Source organism: Enterobacter sp. BWH52, from assembly GCF_001037565.1.
Taxonomy (GTDB): Bacteria; Pseudomonadota; Gammaproteobacteria; order Enterobacterales; family Enterobacteriaceae; genus Enterobacter; species Enterobacter hormaechei_C.
This window is the reverse complement of the sequence record NZ_KQ089854.1, coordinates 3,862,168-3,887,747: the sequence shown is the minus strand read 5'-3', so window position 1 is coordinate 3,887,747 and position 25,580 is coordinate 3,862,168. Positions and strand designations below refer to the sequence as shown.

Annotated in this window: 18 protein-coding genes and 1 tRNA gene; 7 read left to right on the top strand and 12 right to left on the bottom strand. The window is 55.5% G+C overall.

The window, feature by feature from the left end; translation table 11 throughout:
- Positions 1–2 precede the first annotated feature (2 nt).
- Both fucR and yghU read right to left on the bottom strand, forming a co-directional pair.
- The gene (gene fucR / locus SK47_RS18315) at positions 3–752 is read right to left on the bottom strand and encodes an L-fucose operon activator (RefSeq protein WP_023314843.1); all 750 of its coding nucleotides are present in this window, start codon (positions 750–752) and stop codon (positions 3–5) included.
- A gap of 76 nt (positions 753–828) precedes the next feature.
- A complete protein-coding gene (gene yghU / locus SK47_RS18310; RefSeq protein WP_048244903.1) occupies positions 829–1,695 on the bottom strand; it encodes a glutathione-dependent disulfide-bond oxidoreductase in 867 nt (288 codons plus the stop codon).
- A 183-nt stretch (positions 1,696–1,878) separates the two neighbouring features.
- Between yghU and gss the strand changes: the two genes are divergently transcribed.
- Positions 1,879–3,741: a bifunctional glutathionylspermidine amidase/synthase gene (gss, locus tag SK47_RS18305; protein WP_048244901.1), complete on the top strand. Its 1,863-nt coding sequence runs from the start codon at positions 1,879–1,881 to the stop codon at positions 3,739–3,741.
- Between the two features lie 52 nt (positions 3,742–3,793).
- Here gss and pgaD read toward each other — a convergent pair whose 3' ends face one another.
- From pgaD to pgaA, 4 genes are read right to left on the bottom strand one after another with little or no spacing between them, the layout of a single operon-like run.
- Positions 3,794–4,228: a poly-beta-1,6-N-acetyl-D-glucosamine biosynthesis protein PgaD gene (gene pgaD / locus SK47_RS18300; RefSeq protein WP_023323741.1), complete on the bottom strand. Its 435-nt coding sequence runs from the start codon at positions 4,226–4,228 to the stop codon at positions 3,794–3,796.
- Complete coding sequence (gene pgaC / locus SK47_RS18295) at positions 4,225–5,556, bottom strand: poly-beta-1,6-N-acetyl-D-glucosamine synthase (RefSeq protein WP_048244899.1); 1,332 nt, start codon at positions 5,554–5,556, stop codon at positions 4,225–4,227. Before pgaC ends, pgaD begins: the two co-directional genes overlap by 4 nt.
- Positions 5,549–7,486, bottom strand: coding sequence for a poly-beta-1,6-N-acetyl-D-glucosamine N-deacetylase PgaB (gene pgaB / locus SK47_RS18290; protein WP_003862461.1), 1,938 nt, complete (start codon positions 7,484–7,486; stop codon positions 5,549–5,551). Before pgaB ends, pgaC begins: the two co-directional genes overlap by 8 nt.
- An 8-nt stretch (positions 7,487–7,494) precedes the next feature.
- Positions 7,495–9,933 (bottom strand): poly-beta-1,6 N-acetyl-D-glucosamine export porin PgaA, encoded by a 2,439-nt coding sequence (gene pgaA, locus SK47_RS18285; RefSeq protein WP_048244897.1) that lies wholly within the window; start codon positions 9,931–9,933, stop codon positions 7,495–7,497.
- Between the two features lie 617 nt (positions 9,934–10,550).
- Between pgaA and SK47_RS18280 the strand changes: the two genes are divergently transcribed.
- Positions 10,551–11,129 carry a helix-turn-helix transcriptional regulator gene (locus SK47_RS18280; RefSeq protein ID WP_048244895.1) on the top strand — a complete coding sequence of 193 codons (579 nt, stop codon included), beginning with the start codon at positions 10,551–10,553 and terminating at the stop codon, positions 11,127–11,129.
- 61 nt (positions 11,130–11,190) lie between these two features.
- On the opposite strand, the gene SK47_RS18275 is transcribed toward SK47_RS18280, so the two are convergent.
- Both SK47_RS18275 and SK47_RS18270 read right to left on the bottom strand, forming a co-directional pair.
- Positions 11,191–14,268 (bottom strand): autotransporter outer membrane beta-barrel domain-containing protein, encoded by a 3,078-nt coding sequence (locus SK47_RS18275; protein ID WP_048244892.1) that lies wholly within the window; start codon positions 14,266–14,268, stop codon positions 11,191–11,193.
- A gap of 116 nt (positions 14,269–14,384) precedes the next feature.
- The gene (locus tag SK47_RS18270; protein WP_048244891.1) at positions 14,385–14,699 is read right to left on the bottom strand and encodes a lipoprotein; all 315 of its coding nucleotides are present in this window, start codon (positions 14,697–14,699) and stop codon (positions 14,385–14,387) included.
- 175 nt (positions 14,700–14,874) lie between these two features.
- On the opposite strand from SK47_RS18270, the gene SK47_RS18265 reads away from it, so the two are divergent.
- Positions 14,875–15,507 (top strand): response regulator transcription factor, encoded by a 633-nt coding sequence (locus tag SK47_RS18265; RefSeq protein WP_003862456.1) that lies wholly within the window; start codon positions 14,875–14,877, stop codon positions 15,505–15,507.
- Positions 15,504–17,288, top strand: coding sequence for a hybrid sensor histidine kinase/response regulator (locus SK47_RS18260; protein ID WP_003862454.1), 1,785 nt, complete (start codon positions 15,504–15,506; stop codon positions 17,286–17,288). Before SK47_RS18265 ends, SK47_RS18260 begins: the two co-directional genes overlap by 4 nt.
- 77 nt (positions 17,289–17,365) lie before the next feature.
- On the opposite strand, the gene SK47_RS18255 is transcribed toward SK47_RS18260, so the two are convergent.
- Together SK47_RS18255 and SK47_RS18250 are read right to left on the bottom strand one after the other, a co-directional pair.
- Positions 17,366–17,441: transfer RNA gene (locus SK47_RS18255), tRNA-Phe, on the bottom strand.
- Between the two features lie 95 nt (positions 17,442–17,536).
- Positions 17,537–18,250, bottom strand: coding sequence for a DUF554 domain-containing protein (locus SK47_RS18250; protein WP_003862452.1), 714 nt, complete (start codon positions 18,248–18,250; stop codon positions 17,537–17,539).
- A gap of 181 nt (positions 18,251–18,431) precedes the next feature.
- On the opposite strand from SK47_RS18250, the gene SK47_RS18245 reads away from it, so the two are divergent.
- Entirely contained in the window at positions 18,432–20,567 is a 2,136-nt protein-coding gene (locus SK47_RS18245; RefSeq protein WP_032610279.1) for an ornithine decarboxylase, read from the top strand.
- A gap of 93 nt (positions 20,568–20,660) precedes the next feature.
- Here SK47_RS18245 and SK47_RS18240 read toward each other — a convergent pair whose 3' ends face one another.
- Positions 20,661–21,353: a response regulator gene (locus SK47_RS18240; protein WP_003862448.1), complete on the bottom strand. Its 693-nt coding sequence runs from the start codon at positions 21,351–21,353 to the stop codon at positions 20,661–20,663.
- On the bottom strand, positions 21,343–22,980 hold the full coding sequence (locus SK47_RS18235) for an ATP-binding protein (RefSeq protein WP_003862446.1): 1,638 nt from the start codon (positions 22,978–22,980) through the stop codon (positions 21,343–21,345). Before SK47_RS18235 ends, SK47_RS18240 begins: the two co-directional genes overlap by 11 nt.
- Before the next feature lie 345 nt (positions 22,981–23,325).
- On the opposite strand from SK47_RS18235, the gene SK47_RS18230 reads away from it, so the two are divergent.
- Both SK47_RS18230 and SK47_RS18225 read left to right on the top strand, forming a co-directional pair.
- Positions 23,326–24,687, top strand: a complete 1,362-nt coding sequence (locus SK47_RS18230) for a 2-hydroxycarboxylate transporter family protein (protein WP_022651841.1) — start codon at positions 23,326–23,328, stop codon at positions 24,685–24,687.
- A gap of 17 nt (positions 24,688–24,704) precedes the next feature.
- A complete protein-coding gene (locus SK47_RS18225) occupies positions 24,705–25,568 on the top strand; it encodes a fumarylacetoacetate hydrolase family protein (RefSeq protein WP_023314832.1) in 864 nt (287 codons plus the stop codon).
- Positions 25,569–25,580: the final 12 nt, after the last annotated feature.

The following is a 25,580-nucleotide window of genomic DNA, read 5'->3' as shown; positions in this document are numbered from 1 at the left end:
CCTCATCGTGTCAGGCCGTCTCTGGCGGCCTGACGTTTATCGCTCTGAATAATCTGTGTTACCTGCGACAGCTGACCAATTTTCACTTCGCTTGCCCGCATAAATTTACTTTTGTCGATCAGCAGCAGCGACTGGCTGGCGCGGTTTAACAGCAGCGCCTTAAAGCCCGCGTTGTGCTCGGACGGATCCCAGAGGACGCCATGCTCATCGACCCCTTCACACGAGAAGATAAACAGATCGATCTCCAGCCCTTTTAGCTGCGTCACCAGCGCCGGATTAACATAGCAGCGATACTTACGCTCAAGCGTTCCGCCGGAGCAGATAAGCGTGATCCGCTCGCGCTTTGCCATCTCGTGGCAGACAGGCAGGCTGTTGGTAAATACGGTGAGGTCGATGTCCGGCAACTGGCGCGCCAGATGAAAGCAGGTTGAGCTGGCGTCGAGGGCGATGGTCATCCCTTCGCTGATCCAGCCCAGCGCGTGGCGGGCAATATCGGCTTTGTCGGCATAATGGCTTTTCAGGCGTGCGCCAAAGGGTTCACCGCTGTCGCGGCTGTCCGGGTGAATCAGACGCGCGCGCCCGTGCTGGCGCAGAAGCTTCCCCTGCTGCTGCAACGACTTCAGATCCCGGCGGATCGTCTCTTTGCTGACGGAGAGCTTTTCAGCCAGCACCTCGGTAGTCAGCCAGTCGCTTTGACTCAGCAGGGTGATAAGGCTCTGCTGTCGGGTCGCTTTTAGCGTCTGGTCTGACATACGAGGCTCCTTGCGCACGCGTGCTGACGCATTTTTCTCATCGCGGAATAAGGGCGGCGAACCGCCCGGTCATGGATCAGGCCTGACGTTTATCTTCCGTCTGGGTATCGAAGTCGCTTGCTGAATGACGCTCATGCAACTGCTCGTTCAGCTCGCCGTTGGTACGGTTAACAATGCGCCCGCGTTTCACGGCCGGACGATTCGCCACATCTTTTGCCCAGCGATGCACGTTGGTGTACTTCCCGGCATCCAGGAACTCGGCGGCGTTATAGACGCTGCCCAGCGCCACGCAGCCAAACCATGGCCAGACTGCCATATCCGCAATGGTATATTCCTCACCCGCTACGTAACGACCGCGCGCCAGCTGTTTGTCCAGCACGTCGAACAGGCGTTTAGCTTCCATGGTGAAGCGATCGATAGCGTACTCAATCTTCACTGGCGCGTAGTTATAGAAGTGGCCAAAACCGCCGCCGAGGAACGGGGCCGCGCCCTGTAACCAGAACAGCCAGTTCAGGGTTTCCGTTCGTCCTGCCGGATCTTTTGGCAGGAAGTGACCAAATTTCTCGGCCAGATAGAGCAGGATATTGCCGGATTCAAAGACGCGCGTCGGCGGGGTGGTGGAGTGGTCACGCAGGGCCGGGATCTTCGAGTTCGGGTTCACGTCGACAAAACCGCTGGAGAACTGATCGCCCTCGCCAATGCGGATCAACCATGCGTCGTATTCCGCGCCCGTCACGCCCAGCGCCAGCAGCTCTTCCAGCATGATGGTAACTTTCTGTCCATTCGGCGTACCGAGAGAGTACAGCTGGAGCGGGTGCGCGCCCACAGGTAGCTCTTTCTCGTGCGTCGCGCCCGAGACGGGACGGTTGATATTGGCGAACGCGCCGCCGTTATTCTGTTTCCATTCCCACACTTTCGGTGGCTGATAGGTGTTATCTGACATGTTGGCCTGCCTCTTTGGTGTTGTGTTGAGGCAGTGTAGCAGGAGATGCAGGAACCGTTTAACGATGCGAGCGTAATGGGCAGGGCGGGTGTATGATAACGCCACCTCTGTCAGTTAATTACAACGTGCAGACGACGACAACCCCACAAAAAAATTGCCGCCTGCCTGTTTTAGGTTGGACACATGCGTAAAGGAACGTTAAGCAGTGACGCCCCCTTCGGGACGTTATTAGGTTATGCGCCGGGTGGCGTGGCGATTTACTCTTCAAATTACGGCAGTCTCGATCCGCGTCACTACCCGGAAGATGCGGAATTCCGCAGCTATATCGGCAACGAGTACATGGGCCATAAATGGCAGTGCGTTGAGTTTGCGCGCCGTTTCCTGTTTCTCAATCACGGGTTTGTCTTTACCGACGTCGGGATGGCGTGGGAGATCTTCTCCCTGCGTTTTTTGCGCCAGGTGGTAAACGACAATATTCTGCCGCTACAGGCCTTTGCCAATAGCTCAAAACGCGCGCCGCAGGCCGGTGCGCTGCTCATCTGGCAAAAGGGCGGTGAGTTTCATGAGACCGGCCACGTCGCCGTCATTACCCAGCTGCTGGATGACAGAGTGCGCATTGCCGAGCAGAACGTTATTCACTCCCCGCTGCCGATGGGGCAGCAGTGGACGCGCGAGCTGCGTCTGAGCGTGGAGGACGGTTGCTATACGCTTCATGACACGTTCAACGATACCGAGATCCTCGGCTGGATGATCCAGACGGAGGAGACGGAACACAGTATTCCTCAGCCGGAGATCGACGGTGAACTGCTGAAAATCAGCGGCGCGCGGTTGAAGAACAACCGCCAGTTCGACGGAAAATGGCTCAATGAAAACGACGCCCTGCAACAGGCGTACGTTCGCGCCAACGGCCACGTTATCAACAACGATCCCTGCCAGTACTTCACCATTACCGAAAGCGCCGAGCAGGAGCTGATCAAAGCCACCAACGAACTGCACCTGATGTACCTTCATGCCACCGACAAGGTGCTGAAAGACGACAGCTTACTCGCGCTTTTCGACATCCCAAAAATCCTCTGGCCGCGTCTGCGCCTCTCCTGGCAGTGGCGTCGTCACCATATGATCACCGGTCGTATGGATTTCTGCATGGATGAGCGCGGCATCAAGGTTTACGAGTACAACGCGGATTCCGCCTCCTGCCATACCGAGGGCGGGCTGATTCTTGAAGAATGGGTGAAAAACGGCTATCGCGGCACCGGCCACAATCCGGCGGAAGGCTTGCTGGAGGAGCTGACCGGCGCATGGAAGCACAGCCACGCGCGGCCGTTCGTCCATATCATGCAGGACAACGATATTGAAGAGGATTACCACGCGCTCTTTATTCAGCGCTCGCTGATCCAGGCCGGGTTTGAAACCAAAATCCTGCATGGTCTGGGCGCGCTGAGCTGGGATGCCGCCGGGCAACTGATTGATGATGAAGGCCGTCACGTTAACTGCGTATGGAAAACCTGGGCATGGGAAACGGCGATTGAGCAGATCCGCGAGGTGAGCGAAACCGAGTACGCCGCCGTGCCTATCCGCACCGGTCACCCGCAAGGTGAAGTGCGCCTGATTGACGTCCTGCTGCGCCCGGAAGTGCTGGTCTTTGAACCGCTGTGGACGGTGATCCCAGGTAACAAGGCGATCCTGCCGGTGCTGTGGCAGCTCTTCCCGAACCACCGTTACCTGCTGGATACCGATTTTGAGGTCAACGATCTGCTCAAACGGACCGGTTATGCCGTTAAACCGATCGCCGGACGCTGCGGGAGCAATATCGATCTGATCGGCGCCCAGGACGAACTGCTGGACCAGTCCAGCGGCAAGTTTGTTGACCGCAAGAATATCTACCAGCAGCTATGGTGCCTTCCGAAGGTTGACGGCAGATACATTCAGGTCTGCACCTTTACCGTGGGCGGGAACTATGGCGGAACTTGTCTGCGTGGGGATAACTCGCTGGTGGTGAAGAAAGAGAGCGATATTGAACCGCTGATTGTGGTGAAGGATAACTAATTCATACCCGCGACAAAAAAGCCCCCGCCGGATAACCTGCGGGGGCTTTTTCTTACTCTTCTTTCTCGTCCTGCTGCTCGCTGATCTTCAAATCAATGATCCGGCCAATCTGGTCATGGTAAACCGTCAGCAGGTTGTACTGGCTCATCTCGGACATAATTTGCGGCGTGACGTTAAAACTTTGGGCAAGCTCGTCATGGCGCAACATTTCCGGATGACGCCGCCTCACATGCGCGCGGCGGCGATTGTACTGATACCACAGGATCAGCAGCCAGCCGTTGAACGCGGCAATCAGCAGATAAACCAGCACTGTATTAAACGAGGCGATAATTACGTTCCAGCGGTGATCGCCCTCCTCGGTTAACTGCATCCACAGCCTGGCGTACAGGAAAAACAGGAATCCTCCCCAGGCTATCAGCGTTAATGCAGCATCGAAAAGACGCGGTGCCAGCCGATGTTCAGTCAAAATTAACGTACTCTCGTTCATTGAATGCTCCCTTTACCCCGGTCCGGACTGATCCAGCGCGCGCGGGCGCGTTTACGTTTAAGCATGACTTTCGGAAATGCCACGAGGGTGGTAAACAGGCCAATCATCCAGTACACCATCGGGAACCAGATTACCCAGAACAGCGAGCCTGCCACTTTCCGCTCGTAGCGCCGCTCGATATACAAACTGACGAGGAATTGCAGCAGGCACATTACGCCCAGCAGCAGCCCGGTAAACGCCGGGGGAAACAGGCTCGCAACGGCCAGGTTCGCGGGAAGAGGGATAATATGGCTGAGAATGAACAACACCACGGTCGCCCCATAGGCAAATGCCCACAGCGTTGATAGGGCGTACTCGAGAAACAGGGGCCACATGCGATGATGCTCCCAGCGGGCCATCTTGCGCAGGTTAACCAGAAACACCTCTGCACCCCCCTGCGCCCAGCGCAGACGCTGCTTCCACAGTCCTTTTAGCGTCTCCGGCATCAGGATCCAGCACAGTGCCCGCGGCTCGAAAAAGATATCCCAGTGGCGAAGCTGAAGCTTCCAGCTTATGTCGATATCCTCTGTGATCATATCCTGGCTCCAGTACCCGACATCCGCCAGCGCCTGTCGGCGAAAGGCGGCGATGACGCCGGAGACGGTAAAGACCCGGCCATAGATCCGCTGCGTTCGCTTGATGAGGCCAATAATGGAAGAAAACTCGCCCACCTGAATACGACCAATCAGCGTTGAGCGCGTGCGAATACGCGGATTTCCGGTGACGGCCCCAACGTGGGGATACTGAATCAGCGGTGCCACCAGATACGCCGCGGTGTCGCGGTCGAGCAGGGCGTCGCCGTCAATGCAGACCAACAGATCGCCCCGGGCCGCCGCAGCGCCGGCCTTGAGCGCCACGGCTTTCCCCTGGTTCTCCGCGAGATTAATCACCCGCAGGCGCGGCTGCTCCCGCGCCAGCTGTTGCAGTACCTCCGCCGTGTTATCAGAAGAACCGTCGTTGATGGCGATAACTTCTACATTCCAGTACCGCTGATCCAGCGCGGCGCTAATGGTCTCCCGTGCGTTGCGTTCCTCATTGAAGCAGGGAATAAGAATCGAGATTAACGGCTCACCGGCTAAGGCGGGGGCGGGTGTTGCGTTATCCCACGACCAGTGCCGTTCAAGCTGAAACCAGAAATAGAGGCCGCCGGTTACCCAGAGCACGGACATAAACAGCGGCCAGAAAAAGACAAAGTCCAGAATCAGTTCGCCAGTAAACAGCGCGGCTACGCCTAACGGCAACCCGAATACCAGACACAAAATAGAGAAGGCGATAATGCGATCAGTCATTGTCAGGATACCAGTACGAAGAAAATTCAGGTCTGATACGCGAAATATCAGGTTGGTTGTTGAGGAAGTCGTCGGGGTAATAACCGTAATTTTTGATGCCGTTCAGCTGGAGCACCCGCATCCACTCCACCAGACGTTCATCGGCTACGGCACGCTGCGGTTTCTGCGCCCAGTCCCTGGCCTGTAGCTCAAAAATCGTTTTATTCAGCGCGCCGGGGCGTGCGGCGACGGCTTTGACTAAACGCGTCAGCCAGGCATTGCTCTCTTCTGCCGGGACGGACTCCATCAGCGGCATTGCCATCGGCACCGTCCAGTCGTAGGCCGCCAGAAAATCATCCAGATTTTGCGCAAACCATGCCTCGCTTTCCGGCTCAAGAATGGGTAACGCGAACATGTTCCGCGCGGTTTTGATCTGCGGGCCACGGATGTTTTTCACCGCCTGGCTCAGGGTGCGGGTAAAGCCGATAAGCCGCTGGCTCTTCTGCCGGGTCGTATCCTGTCCGGCATCGTCAACGTCCGTCAGCACTGCGTCGTCATGGAACAAGATCCCGTTGAAGCTGGCATAGCGGGCCAGATCTTCATAGATCTCCGTCACCTGCTGGCGAACCTGCGGACTCCAGGGGGAGAGCCGGATATAGGGCTCGGCGGCCACGGTCAACTCTCCCGTTTGACGCTCACGGCGCTGCACGCGCGGCAAGGCTGGACTGAGATCGAAAGAGAGAACCGGCATCCACGCGAAGACTTTCACTCCCGCGCGGGTTTGTAGCTGCCAGGCGACAAAATTAAAGAGATCGGCCCGGACCGGAAGACGACGGTTGGGGAAATAGAGCGCGCTGATCCTGCCGTCGCCCCGCGGATCCGAAAACGCCTGGAGAAACACATGGCTGATTTTCATGTCGTAGACCCGCTGGACGAGTTTGTTGATGTTTTTCGTCTGCTGGGCCGGATCGGGATCGTAGACGTAATCAAGATCAACATGCATGACGCGCACCGGTTCAAACTCCTGAACGCGGCTAACCGTGTTGGCAAAGGTTTTTATCGACGGATTTCCGGCAATCAGCAGGCGCGGGATGTTGCCGAGGTCGCGCACGTTTGCCAGCCCGTCCTCCAGGGTAAAGGCCAGCTGATAGCCCTGTTTCTGGGCGATAGCGAGCGATGTACCGTTAGCAGCCCCATAGGGCCACACCCAGGCACGCGGCGCTTTTCCCGTCACCTGGGTGATTTTATCGGTGACTTTCCGTACGTCTGCGGCGATCCGCTGATTGAAGTGTTCATCGGTTTCGTAGTGCCCCGTCGCGTTATCAAAAAAACGGTTAGCGATGGCGGGTTCACGGCTTCCCTGCGGGTTGGCCGGAATGCCGTAATGCGAGGCCCAGGTATGCGAGCCAATCTCAATCAGCGGGGACTGGCTGAGCTCGCGAACCATATCCCAGGTGGCAAAGCGATCGCGGGGCGTCATCAGACCGCCGAAGTTAACTTTTTGATTTGCCGGCGTATCCACCCAGCTGCCCACCGGTGCCCACAGCGCAGGAACGTTCCAGGCCTGAAGCAGGGGCCAGACCCGGGTGTAAAAACTGCTATAACCGTCGTCGAAGCTGAGCAAAACGGCTTTCGGCGGCAGCGCTTTTTTTCCTTCATGCGCATCCAGAATGTCCTGCACGCTAATGGCGTGATAGCCGTTGTGCAAAAGCCAGCTTATCTGCTCGTTTAACGCGCTGGTGCGAACGGAGAGGTAGCGCTGATCGGCGGCATCATCTTCGACGTCGTGGTAGGCCAGGACCAAAAACTGATTCTCCGGCCAGGGTTTGCTGGCCTCCAGCTGCGGCCTCTCTTCAGGGGCCATAAAGGAGAGCGGCTGCGCGCAGAGGCTCGCGCTGAGGCAGAGCCAGCCGATGACGATCAGGCTTACAGAAAAACGTGTGTTCAGCATATTCATCCTTAAAAGCGTAAAGTCGCATCTAACGTGACGGAGAGATTGCTCTCGCGTTTGCCGTCGTAAGGGCGCTTATCCCAGTTCAGCATCACGCCAGTATCGACAACGTTGTTCCACTGGATGCGTTGCCCGTAACCCAGCAGGGTAACGGCGCCAGGTGACTGATTTTTCTGCCAGTAGCTGCCCCCGCCTGCCACGAACTGCTGGCTCCAGAGGGTGTCGTAGTGGCGGTACATCTCATGGTCAACGGACAGGGCAGCCGTCACGGACAGATCCCGTGCCGGGTTGTAATAGAGCGTATTCCGCAGGCTGTTTTTACTGGCGGCGATCCCCGGTTCGAGATCCAGCGTCAGGGTCGGGGTCTGCCAGAGACGCTCTTTCCCAGAGAGGGTGTATTCCTGACGGCGGTTGTGGTCTGAGAAGCGGCTGATTGCGGCGTTGAACTGGTATTCACGTCGCTCGTTTTGATACCAGCGCACCCCACCTTCACCCCGGTTGGCGCTAATCCCATTGCGTAATGCCCGTAAGGGTGTGGCGCGTGACAAGCGCTCGAGGTTACCACTGACCTGCCAGTTATCACTCAGGCTGTAAGTTGTTGAGAGCCGTGCGCCCGGCCTGTTTTTGCCGTGATAGTGGTTGCCGGAGAGCTCGGCTTCGAGCGTGAGGTCACGGGGGCGCCACTCAACGCCGCCCAACAGGTGGCGGCTGATGCCTTTACCTTCGTCGAAATTCCCCTGGGCATAGCGGGTGCCGGCAAACAGCCGCCAGCTATCCGCCACGGGCGGGCCATAGAGCGTGGCGTCCCAGTTCATGTCGTGGCTACCGCTGACGGGGTTATCTGAGTGCAATCCTTTACCCGCGTTCAGACGCAGCTCAGACATATGGTGGACCATTCTGAGTCTGTCCAGGCGACGGGCGCTGCGATCGGCGGGGGCGCGAGCAATTACGTTATTAGCCAGTAAATCCATCTGGCGCCACTCCTGAAGGTCCATTGCGACGTAAGCCTGCTGTTTTTCAAGCTCCAGATTCGTGGGTTCGAGCGCCTCTGCTCGTTTAAGCTTTTGCTCGGCCGCGCGCGGCAGGCCTCTGGCCTGAAGCAGGGCGGCATAATCAATCTGTAATCCCTGATTTCCCGGCGCCGTTGACGCCAGACGATACGACAGCTTTTCGGCCTCCGGCAGGGCGTTGGTTGCCAGCAAATAGTTAAATTTGAGTGACTGCCCGGTAAGCCACCGATCGTTTGGCTGGGCGGTGGGGGACCCGAAATCGTAGCGGGTCCAGGGAACGCTGCGGGTCTCGCGCTCAACGTAGCGGCGGGCGGCCTGATATTGCCCCGTATCCAGCCAGGCGTAGAAAAGCGCATGCTCCTCATCCTGCGGATCGGAGGCGTAGTGTGGATAGCGTTGCACAAGCGAGAAGGCGGCAACGGTGTTTTTCTCCTGCAAATATGCAGAGATCACCCAGCCGATGGCCCAGTCCGGCACTGGATGCTGTGCGGCCGTCAGCGACTCATATTCGCTAATGACCTGCCGGTAATTACCCTGCGCATACAGGGCGCCAAGCCGATCGATACGGGCAAGGATGACGTCTTCAGCCGCCTGCGGGTCGTTTTGCCAGCGGGAAAGCAGGGCGTGATAGCGATCTAATGCGTTTTGTGCCAGCCGCAGGCGCTCTTTCTCCGTTCTGCCAGGCACATCCGCCAGGCGTACCCGTTCAGCCGCGGCGTTACGCTCAAGGCGGCGGCGCTCCGCAGGAGAGAGCGCCGCGTTTTGTGACAGCCAGAGTGCGGGCGTGCTTAACCGGTTATCCGTTAGCGCATCGATTGTCTCGCGAAGAAGGGCCTCATTCCCTGGCGCGGCGCTCAGCGCGCGCATGTCAGCCAGCAGCCGATCCCTGTTTTTTCCCTGGCGCATCCAGACATAGGAGAGCGTCTCAAGGTGCGCGGGAGAAGGATTGTCTTTAACCAGCTGCCGGGCTTCCGAAAGCGCGAGGCGATCTTTGCGGGCATCGGCCAGAGTCTTCACATAGCCGATGCGGTAATCGTCGTTATCCGGCGCAAGGCTGAGCGCCTCTTTCCACAGCGATAAGGCGGATGGCCAGGCTTTTTGGTTTCTTCTGGACTGGGCGACGGCAGCGATGGCGCGAGCGGGCAGCGGCATATAAATACCATAACGCTGCCAGACCCGGATAACTTCGTCATCGCGTCCTGCCCAGGAGGCTACCTGTAACCAGTCCGCAACCTGTCCGGGTGTTAAAGCATGTTGTTGCTCATAGCGCTGTAGGTAATCAAGAAACAGAGCGTAATTACCGTTACGTGCCTGTTGTATCTGATGCTCATAAACGGATTCATCAGCCTGAACCAGAACAGGAAAGAGTAAAAGCAGGAACAATAATATTGTGGTGCGATAAAAGAATAACGTAGTGAAGCTAAGCGATCTTTCCATATCTATTTGCCATTTGTTTATTGTGAATCCATTGCATAACACGGCCACCTTTTAACTCTGCGTTAAAGGGCATAAAGGAGAACATTAAATCTGAATGATGCTACGTTATGGGGTACTTACTTAAAGGTAATTATGAGCCCTCATCTCAGCGGTCTGATTGGGCTTAATGTACACCCGATGTGTTGGGGGATAAATAAGTTGAAAAGCGGCTGGGAGGTTTTGAGATAATTCTGGGAGAAGTAAGTTTTTTAGATAATTTAGTGCAAGGTTGAAGTTTTTAATTAATTGATATTAAATGATTTTTCTTTCTCTTTTTCCTGTTTTGTTATATTCGAAATGAAGTTCTTCTGAGTTAATTAAAGTACTTTCTGGTGCATGTTTGGGAAGTTTCATGACAAAAATTCTTAATGTTCAGAGAAGTGACTTTTCTGAAATTCTTTTTTATTTATAATTAACGCCAGGCATTGAGTGATAGTCTGCAAAAAGTCTAGCTCACCAATGTCATATTGAGGGATGATCAAAGCCAGAAAACATTTGCCGTTAATGTAAAGCGCTATAAACGAAAGCGTTCTTGTTTCTTAAGAGGCGGGCTTGCTTTAATCTAAAAGGGATGGTTAGTGGCGACTTCAATAGTGTTAGTGACTCAGGATTGTTTCCTTGTCAGGGGGATACGGCTATTTTTCCCGGATATAATTTGCCTCAGTTCGATAGACAGAAACATATTTGATACCGACGCAAATGAATATACTGTACTGATTGATAGCCGTACGCCGCTCCGTTTATATGATTACCTGATACGCCATCCGGCCAGAACGAGAAAAACGATCTGCTGCGTTATGCTGGATATGCGTCCTCGAGAGGAGGATCTTCTCAGTATGAAGCTGTTTATGAACACGTCGCTTACGGCTCCGGATATGGCGTCGTTATTCAATCTGGTGCTCGATATGAAAGGCAGGCGTCTGACCACCAAATGGCTGCTTAACTTACGGCTGAGTCGACACGAAGCGATAATGATCCGGTTGCTGAAGGCAGGGAGGTCAATGGAAGAGATTGCAGATAAGCTGAATATGTCGGTTAAAAGCCTCTATCGCAAGCGAACGGTGCTGTCGGAGCGGTTAGGGGCAGGGAATTTCAACGAGGCGTGTTTGTTTATCTTTAAAAACAAACTGCTGGACGCGGTTGGGAACGATCCCTAGCTTCGTCAGAAGCCAAAAGCAGAAACCCGCCACGAGGGCGGGTTCTTTTAATGGAAATAATTCAGAACGACCAGCGCAGATTGGCGTTAACCGAGTTGACGCGGGTATCCGCACCATATTGACCCTGGTAACCCACATCCAGCGTCGCAGCACGCGACAGCTGTACGCTCACGCCGATATCACCGACCATCACATCCTCATCCACGGCCTGTCCCTGAGTAATGAACGCGTCGCTGCCCGCAAACGCCATGCGCGAAGAGGTATTCTTATCGCCATAGGCGTGCTGCCAGCCCAACGAACCGTAGAGGTTAACGTGCTTCGGCAGCTCGGTCACACCGCGCAACCCGAGTGTCGTGTAGAAGGTGTTCATCGTTTCGTTACGGACGCTCAGCGCAGCGGCACCGCCGTCTTCCCTGAAGCTGTCAGTATGCAGCCGGATGTACGATAAATTGACGAACGGCTCAATATTCCTGTCTGGCTGGCCGAAACGGTAGCCCGCTTCGGTGAACGCCAGCAGGGAGTTGGCGTCGTAATCTGACTTCAGCCGATCCGAGAAACCGCTGAAATCAACATTGCGCTCGCCTTCGATCTTGTGCCAGGTGTACCCCAGCGCGCCGCGAAGGGAGAACGCATCCTGTTGACCCGCCGCATACAGACCAAGGTGATAGTTGTCGGTATCCGTTGAGGAGCGACGGCTGTCGACGTCGTAATCACCCCGGCTGTAGCCGAAGTAGCCGCCGACACGCACGTTATGGTCCGCCAGTTTGCGATCTGCCCCCAGCAGGAAGCCGGTGGTGTTGCCGTCCAGCTTGCCCACGTTACCGTCGCCGCTGTTTCGGCTCCAGGAGCTGAAGGTCTGGCCCCAGACGCCATTGTTTTGCGGCTCCGGCTGCTGCACCAGCGACATGGCTAACGGTGGTATCGGCAGGCTGTCGTTATCAAACGCGCGCTGCATGCGCTGGTTTAACACGTTAAACACCTGCGTGCTGCCAGCGATCAGGTTGGACTGCATTGACGGATAAACTTCACCAGAAAGCTGGTTGAACGCCTCGCGCGCTTCCGGCGCGCTTAGCAGAAGCAGCGAGTTATACAGCGCCAGAGACTGGCCGCTTTGCGTCAGCGTGGAGAGCGCGCCAGCGGTATTCCACTGGTTGCTGCTTTGGGCCACGGTCTGGAAAATGCCCGGCTTGCCGCTGCCCGGGTTTTCACCTCCGGGGTTTTCACCACCAGGATTCTCACCGCCAGGATTTTCACCTCCGGGGTTTTCACCGCCAGGATTCTCACCGCCCGGGTTTTCGCCTCCGGGGTTTTCACCACCAGGATTCTCACCGCCAGGGTTTTCGCCTCCGGGATTTTCTCCTCCAGGATTCTCGCCACCGGTCTCTTTCTGCGCGATGGTCAGATCGACGGCATTGGTGCTTTGCTTAAGCGCCACGTCGAGGAAGGCGGATTTGGAGATCGCGCCGGCGAACTCACCGTCAATTCCCCCGTCGGAGGTCAAAATGCGGTAGCTTTGGCCCGTTTTATAGCTGGTTTGCGGATCCAGCGCGGTGACCTGTACCTTAGCCTGATTGCTGATGGTGGTTTTGCCCGATACCAGTAGCTGGTCGCTGCGGCCATCTCCTGCGATATCGACGTCATAGAAGGATTCGCCGATAAAGTTCAGATAGCGTTTCAGCGTCAACGTACCGATATTGCCGTCGCCGGGCGAGATATGTCCGCCGGACAGGATCTCGGTCTGGCCCAGCGTCCCGTTGCCGCCCAGCGTGCCGCCGGACTTGATTGACGCGGCGCTGCTGTAACCCACCCCGTTGCTGACATCTGAACCCGCCGTCGCATTGAGGATCAGCGTGCCGCCGTTCTCCGCGCTAAGCGTCTGGACGTCAAAAATATCGTCTTCTGGTTGGGTATTAATATTGCTGGCAATAATGACTTTACCGCCCCGCGCGGTGACGTTCGCCTTGAGTGCGGAAAGATCGCCGTTCAGCGTCGTCTGCCCGGAGGTGTTGATCACATCACCTTCACCGCTCATCGTGTTGCTGAAGATGTAATTTCCGTCGGTATGGTTGAAGTAGACATAGCTGCCGAACAGTCCGCCACGCAGGCTTATTGCCGTCTTCGCATCGAGGGTACCTGCGCCGCCCGCCGTGCCAAGCGTTGGCTCAGTTAAACCCGTGCCGGTGTCCATATTGCCGCGGCTGCCGATGATGAGCGCACCCCGGTTCGAGCCGGAACCCGATGTCCCCACGATCAGCGCATTGCTGCCAGCGGAAAATGAACCGCCGTCAATCACAGACAGCACGCCATTGCCGTAATCGCCCACGCTCACGCTGCTGCCGCTGGTAAAGCGTGAGTCCTCGCCCGCAATAACCAGCTCGGCGGTTTTCCCTGCCCCGGAGACGCCTGCCACCTGCACGCCGCCAACGTTAACCGTTCCGCCGTTCAGCACGTCCAGGTCGCCATAAAGCGTCAACGTACGGCCAACGTTCCACTGTGAGCCGCTCCCAGTGACGGTGGCTTTCGGGCTCAGCGTGTCGGTTTCACCCGGTCCGGTACCGTTGCCGATGCGTGCATCGTAAGCGGTATTGAGCGCAGCGCCGTCTTCAATCGCAAGCGTGGAGCGTGCGCCCAGATCGGTGCCTACGCTGAGAAAATTACTGGTCACACGAGAGCCAGCACCCGTGGCGATAAGGTGGCTGTCGTAGCCGCGGGTGGTGCCGACAACAATCTCCTTTGCACTCGCCAGCGCGCCCTCTTCGACTCGCAGGGTGCCGAGGCCAAGATTCAGGTCGCCGCGCAGGACGTACCGATCGTTCACCGCGTTAAGCTCAGCGTCTGGCCCACGGACCGTGACCACGCTTTCATAAATTTTGCCGTCGAACAGCCGACCGATATTGATGTTATAGGCGGTGATTTTGCCATTATCGATCAACAGATTTCCGCGTTGATTACGTCCAACATACACATCACCGGTGTAACCCAGCGTTTCGGTAATACGCGAGTCGCCATCAAAAAAGGCATCGGCTGCACGCACGATATCGGCAGGTAAAAACAGTAACAGCGGCGCGGAAAATAGAGCGAGGTAAAGTCTGGAAAGCGGTGTCTTAACCGCTAAAGAATGCGATGTAGAGTTATTCACGGGCTATCTCCGTACTCATTAGCATGATGTCAGGAACATCGTTTTTTTATGAAAACTCAGATACGCCAGATAATGTAAAAGGCGTTATTTATGTACGCCTTTTGATGCGGCGTTAATTATTTATGTGTGACAACAGGTGTACAGGTTGGCGCGCTCAGCGTCGGTGCGGATCCTAAAATTCCCGGCATCATCATCGATGAACAATCGAAAATACGCCCTTTTTCCGTCGTGGCGCGATAAGAGAGTTTTTGTCCTCCCAGTGCGTCCGGCTGGGCACCATTAACGTTGGTCACAATTATTTCATCCGATGAGCCCAATCCCAGCATTTTAGCGGTCTCCGCCTGGAGGAGTGGAATAGCCTGATCGGTTTTCAACGTGGAACAACCGGCTAACATCAACGTAACGGTTAAAACGATTAGTGGTTTTTTCATAAATTATCCTTGATATCCAACCAGTTAATTTCACTGATTGTATTTATGTTTTCTTTTACCCAAATCAGCGAATAATATATTTCTCTTTCCTAATCGAAAAAACCCTCCTAAAGTAGGGTGGGTAGATAATAATTCATCTGTACTCTAAGATATGCGAAGGTAAAAGGAGGCTCCTTTGGGACAGAATTATGCGTTAGTCGTTGATGACCATCCATTGGTAGCAAGCGGCATCGCCAATTTTCTGATTACACATTGCCAGTTTAAACAGGCGTGTGTGGTGACGAATGAGGATGATTGCTACCGACAAATTAGAGATCATGGCCCGCCACGTTTGCTGGTAATCGATTTTTGGCTCTCTTCCGGAACGGCCCTGAAATTACTCAAAGAAGTAAAACAACTTTACCCACAGGTACGACTCCTGGTGGTCAGCGGGGATGACAATAATGATATCTGGCGCAAAGTTAATGCCGCCGGGGGACACGGTTTTGTATTGAAAAGCGAGCCACCTGAGATGTTCTCGCGGGCCGTTTTCGCACTCACTGATAATCAGACCTGGTTTCCTGAGGGAAACGAAATTTCCGTTAAGGCCAATAATGAGAAGTTAAGTAAATTTAACTTAACGCCGCGACAAATAGACGTGTTAAATATGATTATGCGCGGCCTGCCAAATAAACGAATCGCCGCACAGCTTTCAATTTCTGAGCCCACGGTTAAAGAACACATCAGCAATATATTGAAAAAGATAGGCGTTAACAGCCGGGTTGAAGCCATCACGCTTCTGCATGGCAAGCAGGAACCGTCGGAATGAGGTTTTTCCAGAGCTTACAAAATGATGGTATCTCTGCTCCGGCGCAGATCCGTTTGCTAAACAACACCTTTCTTCGGCTGGTATTTAGCTTTAGTGCTGTGCCCTTTGTGGGTATTCCTTTCGCCATCTGGATTTATATGCTTGGGGACGACCTCGGCCCAACGATTATCTGGATAATTATTTATCTGCTATGTGCCGTGGCGATACGACTATTGCACCGATGCTATCAGCGTGAAGCGAAAGAAAACGGTGAGAGGGACGTCCTGCGACGCTGGCTTCCGCGTATTAATAATATTGCCTTTATTCACGGGCTGGGAATTTCTTCACTCTATTTAATTACGCCACAGACGCAGAATTTTGACTTTTTCCTGTTACTTAATATCAGCATCGCCGCCATCGTCGCCGCCAATGCGACACATCTGACGCCTGTCATTAGTACCTTCACGCGTTTTTTCTTCGCCTCCTGGGGGGTGCTGAACCTCGGTATTATCTGGCGGCTGGATGAGTTGATGTTCATCGTGCTCATGCTGAATCTGCTTTACGGCTTCGCAATTTACCGCCATGCGTTAACTTCCCATGCGTTCTTTATTCAGCAAGCGCTGCTGGAGGAAAAAAGCTCACGGCTGGCGGAACAGTTTCGTCAGGCCAAAGAGGACGCGGAGCAGGCACTGCTGGATAAAAATCAGTTTCTGACCACCGCCAGCCACGATTTGCGCCAGCCTGTGCATGCTATGGGCTTTCTGATCGAAGCCATCCTCCATCGAAACCGGGACGGCAGCCTGACGCCACAGCTTCTTGACCTTCAGCAGAGCGTTCGCTCGGTACATTTAATGCTCAACTCTCTGCTCGATCTCAGCAAAATAGAATCCGGGAATGTCCTCTCTGCCCCGACCAAAGTGGATATCGGTGCTCTGCTCGACTCGGTCATCACGCTGTTTCGTGAAGAGGCCAACAGCCGCGCGCTTAGGCTGTGCATCCGGCGGCCTAAACGCCATATCTACGTGATGGGCGATCCGCTACTGGTGCGACAGTCCCTGATCAACCTGATTCAAAACGCCCTTCGCTACACGCTCCAGGGCGGGGTGCTGGTCGCCATCCGACCGCGCGGTGACGAGTGTATGGTGGAGGTGTGGGACACGGGAGTCGGTATCGCCGATGAAGAGAAGGGCAAAATCTTCTCACCTTACTACCGCCCCGAGCTGGCATGGAAGATCGACAGCGCCGGACACGGGCTGGGACTGGCCGTCGTTGCCCGTTGTGCCAAGCTGATGAAGGTGAAATACGGGATGCAATCCATTGAAGGGAAAGGCTCACGCTTCTGGATGCGCTTTACCCAATATGCTGGCGAAGATAGCGTGCTGGATACCCCGCCCGCCGCTGATAACACCGCCACGCCGGTACGCTATGCGCCGCTGCACGGTTCCTGCCTGGTCGTCGATGACGACCCGCTGGTGACGTCTGCCTGGGAGAGCCTGATGAGCGTCTGGGGAATCGACGTACGCTGTGCGGCCTCCGCTGAAGAAGCGTTTGCCATAATCGACGACGGCTTTACGCCGTTCGCCGTGCTGTGCGACCAGCGCCTGCGATCCGGCGAAAGCGGCTTCGATATCCTGAAAGCGCTTTTTGAACGTCTGCCGGATATGAGCGGCGCGATAGTTAGCGGCGAATTTAATTCACCGGTTCTGCTGGAGGCGGAGCAGGAGGGGTACCTGGTACTCCGCAAGCCTCTGGAGCCAGCTAAACTGCATGCGCTACTGACGCAGTGGTTGGGGTGTCGTTAAGGGAATGCAGAAGTAATGATTCTGGTGGGCTCAGAATGCAAAAACGGACCTCCGTGGAGGTCCGTTAATATGAAATTTGGTGCCCGGACTCGGAATCGAACCAAGGACACGGGGATTTTCAATCCCCTGCTCTACCGACTGAGCTATCCGGGCAACGGGGCGCATTAAACCCGATCCTCCCTCCGGCGTCAACGAAATTTGTTGCTTTCGGTGCAGACTGCACACTCTCTCACCATTTCGTCGCAAACTTAAGCGAAAAAGTGCGTCCAGAGCGCGGATAGCGGCATCGCGAGCAGGAGGGCAGGGAGCATGTTCACCACTGCAAACATCTTAATGCCACAGATTCGCAGCCCTGTCGCCAGCAGCAACAGGCCGCCGACGGCGGTAAAGTCTGCCATCATCGCTGGCGTTGTCAGCGGCAGGATCAGCGTGGCGCAGGTGGCCAGCGCCAGTTGAATAAGCAACATCGGCACGCAAATCGCGGCGACGGCGATGCCGAGGGTGGTGGCAAAGATGGTGGCAGTAAAGAAATCCAGAAACGCTTTCGCAATCAATATGCTGGGATCGCCGGTCATCCCTTCCTGCATCGAACCGAATATCCCCGTGCCGCTGGCGCAGAACAGAATAATGATCGCAACGTAGTTCTGAATAAACGACTCGTGCGTGCCGTGCTTCGCCTTGCCCGGTCGGGCAATCAGATTTTTGGCTTTGCCTACCGCGTGATTGATGCCCTTTTCCAGATAGCAAAATTCGCCGATCAGTGCCCCGAGCAGCGTCGCCAGTACCATCACCGGCAGGTTGGCGCATTTCACCACTAAAAGGATACCAATCCCTAACGACGCCAGGCCAAAAATGGAGGGCATGGAGACGCGAATACGCTCCGGCAACCGCTGGCTTAATACTGCCCCAAGTACACCGCCCAGCAATACGGCTCCCGCATTGATAAAGGGTCCAATTACCACGTTTAACTCCTGTTATTTAAGCACTGGCATTGCATCATTATGGCACGTTCGTCCCTGATTACGCTTAGCTTTGGGAGGCGTAACGCATACTGATTCCTTCTTGCACCTGAAAATAAAAGGTGACATGATTGCGCGAATTTTCTCCTTCCTGTCTCACCGTTCGGTGAGGGTATTTGCGCCTATGAAAACCATGAAAATTGCCGTCAGCCGCGAGCTGGTATCCAAAGTTTCTACGCATCGCGAAAAGGTTATGTTGGATAACACTGATTTCACCGATGTGGCGGCAGTCGTCATTACGGTTGTTGAAAGCTACAGCGGCATTCTCGCGTTGCTGAAGCGTACGGGCTTTCAGCTACCGGTATTTATGTTCTCAACAGAGCCAGGAGAGGTGCCAGAGGGTGTCACGGCGATCATCTCGGGCAAAGCACAGGAATTGCTGGAACTGGAATCTGCCGCCTGCCGGTATGAAGAGAACCTGCTGCCACCCTTTTTTGACACCCTGAGCCAGTATGTGGCGATGGGAAACAGCACCTTTGCCTGTCCGGGTCACCAGCACGGCGCCTTTTTCAAAAAACACCCGGCGGGGCGGCAGTTTTACGACTTCTTCGGTGAAAACGTGTTTCGTGCCGATATGTGCAATGCCGACGTGAAGCTCGGTGATTTGCTGATCCACGAAGGTTCTGCCAAGCACGCGCAAAAGTTCGCGGCGAAAGTGTTCAACGCGGATAAAACCTACTTCGTGCTGAACGGCACGTCGGCGGCCAATAAAGTGGTGACCAATGCGCTGCTGACTCGTGGCGATCTGGTGCTGTTCGATCGTAACAACCACAAGTCCAACCATCATGGGGCGCTGATCCAGACCGGGGCAACGCCTGTCTATCTTGAGGCAGCCCGTAATCCGTTTGGTTTTATCGGCGGGATTGATGAGCACTGCTTTGATGAGGCCTGGCTGCGGGAACTGATCCGTGACGTCGCGCCGCAGAAAGCCGCCGAGGCGCGCCCGTTCCGTCTGGCGATCATTCAGCTCGGCACCTACGATGGCACGATCTACAACGCCCGTCAGGTGATCGACAATATCGGGCACCTTTGCGACTACATCCTCTTTGACTCCGCCTGGGTCGGCTACGAGCAATTTATCCCGATGATGGCGGAAACGTCTCCGCTTCTGCTGGAACTGAACGAGAACGATCCGGGAATTTTCGTGACCCAGTCGGTCCACAAGCAGCAGGCCGGGTTCTCACAAACGTCGCAGATCCATAAAAAGGATAACCATATTCGCGGTCAGTCGCGCTTCTGCCCGCACAAGCGGCTGAACAACGCGTTCATGCTGCATGCCTCCACCAGCCCGTTTTACCCGCTGTTTGCGGCGCTGGACGTGAACGCCAAGATCCACGAGGGCGAAAGCGGACGCAGGCTGTGGGCGGAGTGTGTCGAGTTGGGCATTGAAGCGCGCAAGGCCATCATCGCTAACTGCCATATGATCAAACCGTTTATCCCACCGGTGGTGGCGGGGCGGCCATGGCAGGATCACCCCACGCAGGCCATCGCCAGCGAACGTCGCTTCTTTAGTTTTGAACCGGGTGCAAAATGGCACGGTTTTGAAGGCTATGCCCGCGAGCAGTATTTCGTCGATCCGTGCAAGCTGCTGCTGACCACGCCGGGCATTGATGCTGAAACAGGGCACTATACCGATTTCGGCATTCCGGCGACCATTCTCGCCCACTACCTGCGCGAGAACGGCATTGTGCCGGAGAAGTGCGATCTCAACTCCATCCTGTTCCTGCTGACGCCAGCCGAGAGCGCGGAGAAGCTGATGCAGCTGGTGGCGATGCTGGGGCAGTTTGAACAGCATATTGAAGACGACACACCGCTCGCGGATGTGCTTCCTACCATCTATCAGAAATACCCGGTGCGTTACCGCGACTATACGATCCGCCAGCTATGCCAGGAGATGCACGATCTCTACGTCAGCTTTAACGTGAAGGATTTACAGAAGGCGATGTTCCGTCAGGAGAGCCTGCCTGCCGTGGTGATGAACCCCCAGGATGCCAACCAGGAGTACATTCGCGGGAACGTCGAACTGGTGCGTATTCGTGACGCCGAAGGACGCATTGCCGCCGAAGGTGCGCTGCCATACCCGCCGGGCGTGCTGTGCGTGGTGCCGGGGGAAGTCTGGGGTGGAGCAGTACAGCGCTACTTCCTGGCACTGGAAGAGGGCATTAATATGCTGCCGGGTTTCTCCCCAGAGTTGCAGGGCGTTTACAGCGAGAAGGATGCGGACGGGATCAAGCGGCTGTATGGGTACGTATTGAAGTAGGGACCCTCACCCTCTCCCCAAAGGGGAGAGGGGATTGCACGGAGCCGTCTTTTCACCCTCGCCCCTTTGGGGAGAGGGCCGGGGTGAGGGGAGTTAAGTCGCACTACGCCTGTACATCCTTCTCGGATGTCCAATCTTACCGTACAGCATCTCCACCGTCAGAAAACCCACCTCCACGCAGTGTTCCAGATAGCGCCGGGTGGTGGTTTTACTCAGGCCCGTCTCGCTCACCACCTCATCCACCGTAAAACAGTGCGCCGCCTTGTTGTTAAACAGCATTTGCACCCGCGCCAGCGTGTTCTCCTCTATCCCTTTGCTGCCGTTGTCCAGACGATAGTTTTTCGCCTGTAACTGATAGAGTGAATCCACGTTCTGCTGGTCGACAATCTTCCAGACGCGCTGCTGTTCGGCAAACTGCACAAAACGCTCCAGCGACTGGCTGAGCCGCTTCCAGGAGACCGGCTTAAGGATATAGTCGAACGCGCCGTTACGAATGGCCTGGCTACAGGTGTCCATATCGCTGGCGGCGGTGATGAAAATCACCGAGCAGTTGGCGCGGGTGAGCATCGGGTTGCTGATAAGGGTGATGCCTTTGCCGTCCGGCAGGTAGTTATCCAGCAGCATCAGCTTCGGCTGTTTGCTCTCCAGTTGTACCTGCGCGTCGGCCAGCGACGCGGCAATCCCCACCAGCCTCAGACGCGGATGTTTACCGATAAGCTCCGCATGCAGTTGCGCCAGTTCGTTCTCGTCTTCAACAATCAGTACGTCGATAAGTTCATGTTGCATAGTCGGTATCTTCCAGTTCCTGTACGGGGTGCCGGGCCGTTCCCGTGGCGGGAATAAACAGTGAGAAAATGGCACCGCGTGGGGTGTTATCGGCAACTTCAATTGCACCGCCAGCCTGTGTGACATAGCTTTCAATCAGATACAGGCCAATACCATGATCGCCGCGCGTTTTGGTGGTGATGCCGCGCTCAAAGATCCGGTCGCGGATCTCCGGTGTGATGCCGACGCCCTGGTCGGCGACTTCAATAATCAGTTCCTGCTCGTTCAGCTTTATCAGCACGTCCACCGGGGCATGCGGGAGCGGTGCGCGCTGGGTCGCTTCAATGGCGTTATCCAGCAAGTTCCCGATGATCGAGATAAGTTCCGATTCGAGCAGCGGCAGGAACGGTTTATCCACCCGGCAGGCCGGATCGAAACTCAGCTCAACGCCTTTTTCACGCGCGCGGGCGGCCTTTCCAAGCAGCAAACCACACAGCGTCGGAGAGCTAAAGCGGGACGAGATAAAGTCCAGCAGCTCCTGAGCGTGTTCCGACTGCGCCTGTATGTAGCGAATTGCCTCGTCATAACGGCCCATATGCAGCAGGCCGGACAGCGTAGTCATGCGGTTCAGCTGTTCATGGCGCATGATGCGCAGGTTATCAACGTAGCGCTTCACCTGGCTGAGCTGGGCGCTGAGCGAGTCGATCTCGTTGCGATCGCGAAAGGTGATCACCCAGCCCTGCAATGCATCTTCCAGCATTATCCGCACCCGGCTGGCAATGACCGTGAGATCGTTAAAGCGACAGATCTCATCGTGGGTGTCTTTCGCAAGCATGGTTTGCGCGTTGAAGAACGGGACGGGCGCGATCACCTGGCTGATGAGTTGACCCCGCAGTTCGCGGGCGGGCTGGCGTAAGCCTAATAATTTACGCGCCGCCTGGTTGATCACCTCAATGCGGAGATCGTCATCGATGGCAATCACCCCTTCATAAATGGATTCCATCATCGCCTTTTGCTGGCGCACCAGCAGGCCGATTTCGCGCGGCTCCAGAGAGAATATCTGCTTCTTGATGCTGCGGGTGAAGAACCAGGAGAAAATAAACAGGGCGATAAGCAGCAGCACGGCGGCAATCAGGATATTAACCACCTTGCTGACGGTGATGGTGTCCAGATAGCTTGTGAGATAGCCTACCGAAACAATCCCCACCACCTGCCCGGCATCATTAAAAATGGGCGCTTTGCTGCGCAGTGAAATGCCTAACCCGCCCTTGCGGATGGTGATGGTACTTTTGCCGTGTAATACCTCGTCGTTATCTCCGCCAACCAGCGTTTTGCCTACCCGGTCGGCAAACACGGAGTGGAAAAGATGCAGCCCCTTATTGTCACCAATCACAATAAAACTGGCGTCGCTGCGGGCGGCTATTTTCTGCATAAAGTCATGGATGCCCTGGATATCCTTTTGTTCGACTTCTTTTCGCAGGGTTGGAATAAGCGCAATTTCTTCAGCCTGTATTTTTGCGCGCGCGCTCATTTCCTGATAAAGCTGCCTGCCGACATCGACATAATAATATCCGCCCAGTAATGCGAACAGCACTGAGAAAAAGGCGACCAGCGAAATAAACAGCTTGATCTGAAACGATACTTTCATAACTATCACGCGAGATATCAACAGGTCGGCTGAATATATCATCTTTTAAGGCCAGGATGCCCGCTTTGCCGAAAACTTGTGATCCCTTGCACAGCGTAGCCTGTAAAAGATTTTTCCGAAAGTCTCATCCTCTTAAGGTTAAATGAATAAATGTTATTTCTTTGTTCAGTTAAGAAAAGAAACCATAAAAACCACGGCAATAAATAAGGCATAAATCACATTAAATAAAAGAAACCATTAAAACCATAGCGTCCATTAAAACTTCGCTTTTAATATGCCATCCCTCACATAAAGTAAGCCTTTGTGACTCTAAGCTGAACACACAAAATAACTAAGGGGCTTATTATGAGCACAACTGACGATTCATTCTCTGTTACCCACGACCCGATTGATATTCAGCGGCCATCGCTCAAAGAGCGCTGGTGGCATATTATGGATACCTGGAAAATCGGCATTATACCTCTGCCGCTGTTCGTTCTGGCGGGCGCGCTGATTGCGATTGATTGCCTGGGCGGAAAACTACCGAGCGACATTGTGGTCATGGTGGCCACGCTGGCCTTCTTCGGCTTTGCCTGCGGTGAATTCGGTAAACGCCTGCCGATTGTCGGCAAGCTCGGCGCGGCGGCAATTTGCGCCACCTTTATCCCTTCCGCGCTGGTCTATTACGGCCTGCTGCCGGATGTAGTAGTGGAATCCACCACTAAGTTCTATAAATCCACCAACATTCTTTATCTCTATATCTGCTGCATTATCGTCGGCAGCATCATGAGTATGAACCGCACCGTGCTGATCCAGGGCTTCCTGCGCATCTTCTTCCCGATGCTGTGCGGTGAAATCGTCGGCATGATTGTCGGCATGGGTGTTGGGCTGGCGCTGGGCCTCGAGCCGTTCCAGATCTTCTTCTTTATCATTCTGCCGATCATGGCGGGCGGCGTCGGGGAAGGGGCAATCCCGCTTTCCATCGGCTATGCCACCCTGTTGCATATGGATCAGGGCGTGGCGCTCGGCCGCGTACTGCCGATGGTGATGCTCGGCGGCCTGACGGCGATCATTATCTCCGGTTGCCTCAACCAGCTCGGGAAACGCTACCCGCACCTGACCGGTGAAGGCCAGCTGATGCCGAATCGCGCCAATGCCGATGCCACTGTCTCTCAGCCTGCGTTCTCCGGCAAAGCGGACGTGACGACGATCGCCTCCGGCGCGCTGCTGGCGGTGCTGCTGTACATGCTGGGCATGCTCGGCCACAAGCTGATCGGTCTGCCAGCGCCGGTGGGCATGCTGTTTATGGCGGTGCTGGTGAAGCTCTGCAACGGTGCCTCTCCGCGTCTGCTGGAGGGCTCTCAGGTGGTTTACAAATTCTTCCAGACCTCTGTGACCTACCCGATTCTCTTTGCCGTTGGCGTAGCCATCACCCCATGGCATGAACTGGTGGCCGCCTTCACGCTGACCAACCTGCTGGTGATTATCAGCACCGTCTCCGCGCTGGTGGCAACCGGGTTCTTCGTCGGCAAAAAGATTGGTATGCACCCGATTGATGTCGCCATCGTCTCCTGCTGCCAGAGCGGCCAGGGCGGTACTGGTGACGTGGCGATCCTGACCGCAGGCAACCGCATGAGCCTGATGCCGTTCGCCCAGATTGCTACCCGTATCGGCGGGGCGATTAACGTCTCCATCTCTCTGCTGATTCTGGGCAACTTCCTCGTTTAAGTTTTCAGGAAAGAACAATGAAACTCGCAAGCTTTTTATACCAGGGAAAACGCAGCTACGGCATCGTTCAGGCCGACGGCGTGATTGATTTAGGCCGCCGCCTCGGCGACCGCTATGGCGACCTTAAAGCGCTGTTGCAGGGGAACGGGCTGGCGCAGGCCACCCGATTCCTGAACGACGCGGTGGACGTGCCGCTGAACGCCATCACCTTCTTACCGGTGATTGTCCAGCCGGAAAAAATCCTCTGCGTGGGCATGAACTATGCCGACAAGCGCAAGGAGTTTGACCAGCACAACCCGGCCCCGACGCTGTTTGTCCGCTTCCCGGACTCACAGACCGGCCACAACGAGCCGGTGCTGAAGCCGCGCCACTCCAGCGAATTCGACTACGAAGGCGAGCTGGCGGTGATCATCGGCAAAGGCGGGGAGAACATCAGCCGCGACGACGCCCTTCGCCATGTGGCGGGCTACAGCTGCTACATGGACGGCTCCGCCCGCGACTGGCAGCACACCTGGTTCACCGCCGGGAAAAACTGGCGGCAGACCGGGGCGTTCGGCCCGTGGATGGCGACGGCGGATGAGATCCCCGATCCGCACCAACTGGCAATCCGCACCTGGCTGAACGGCCGCATGGTGCAGGAAGACAACACCAGCAGCATGATCCACAAGGTGGCGGAGCTGATCGAGTACATCAGCACCTTCACCCGCTTAAGTCCTGGCGATGTGATCATCACCGGATCCCCAGGTGGGGTGGGTAAAAAGCGTAACCCGCCGCTGTTTATGAAAGAGGGGGATCGCATTGAGGTGGAGATCGAGCATATCGGTCATCTCAGCAACGTGATCGTGGAAGCGCCAGCCGTCGGGCTTGCGGCAGCACATTAAGTAAGGCGGCAG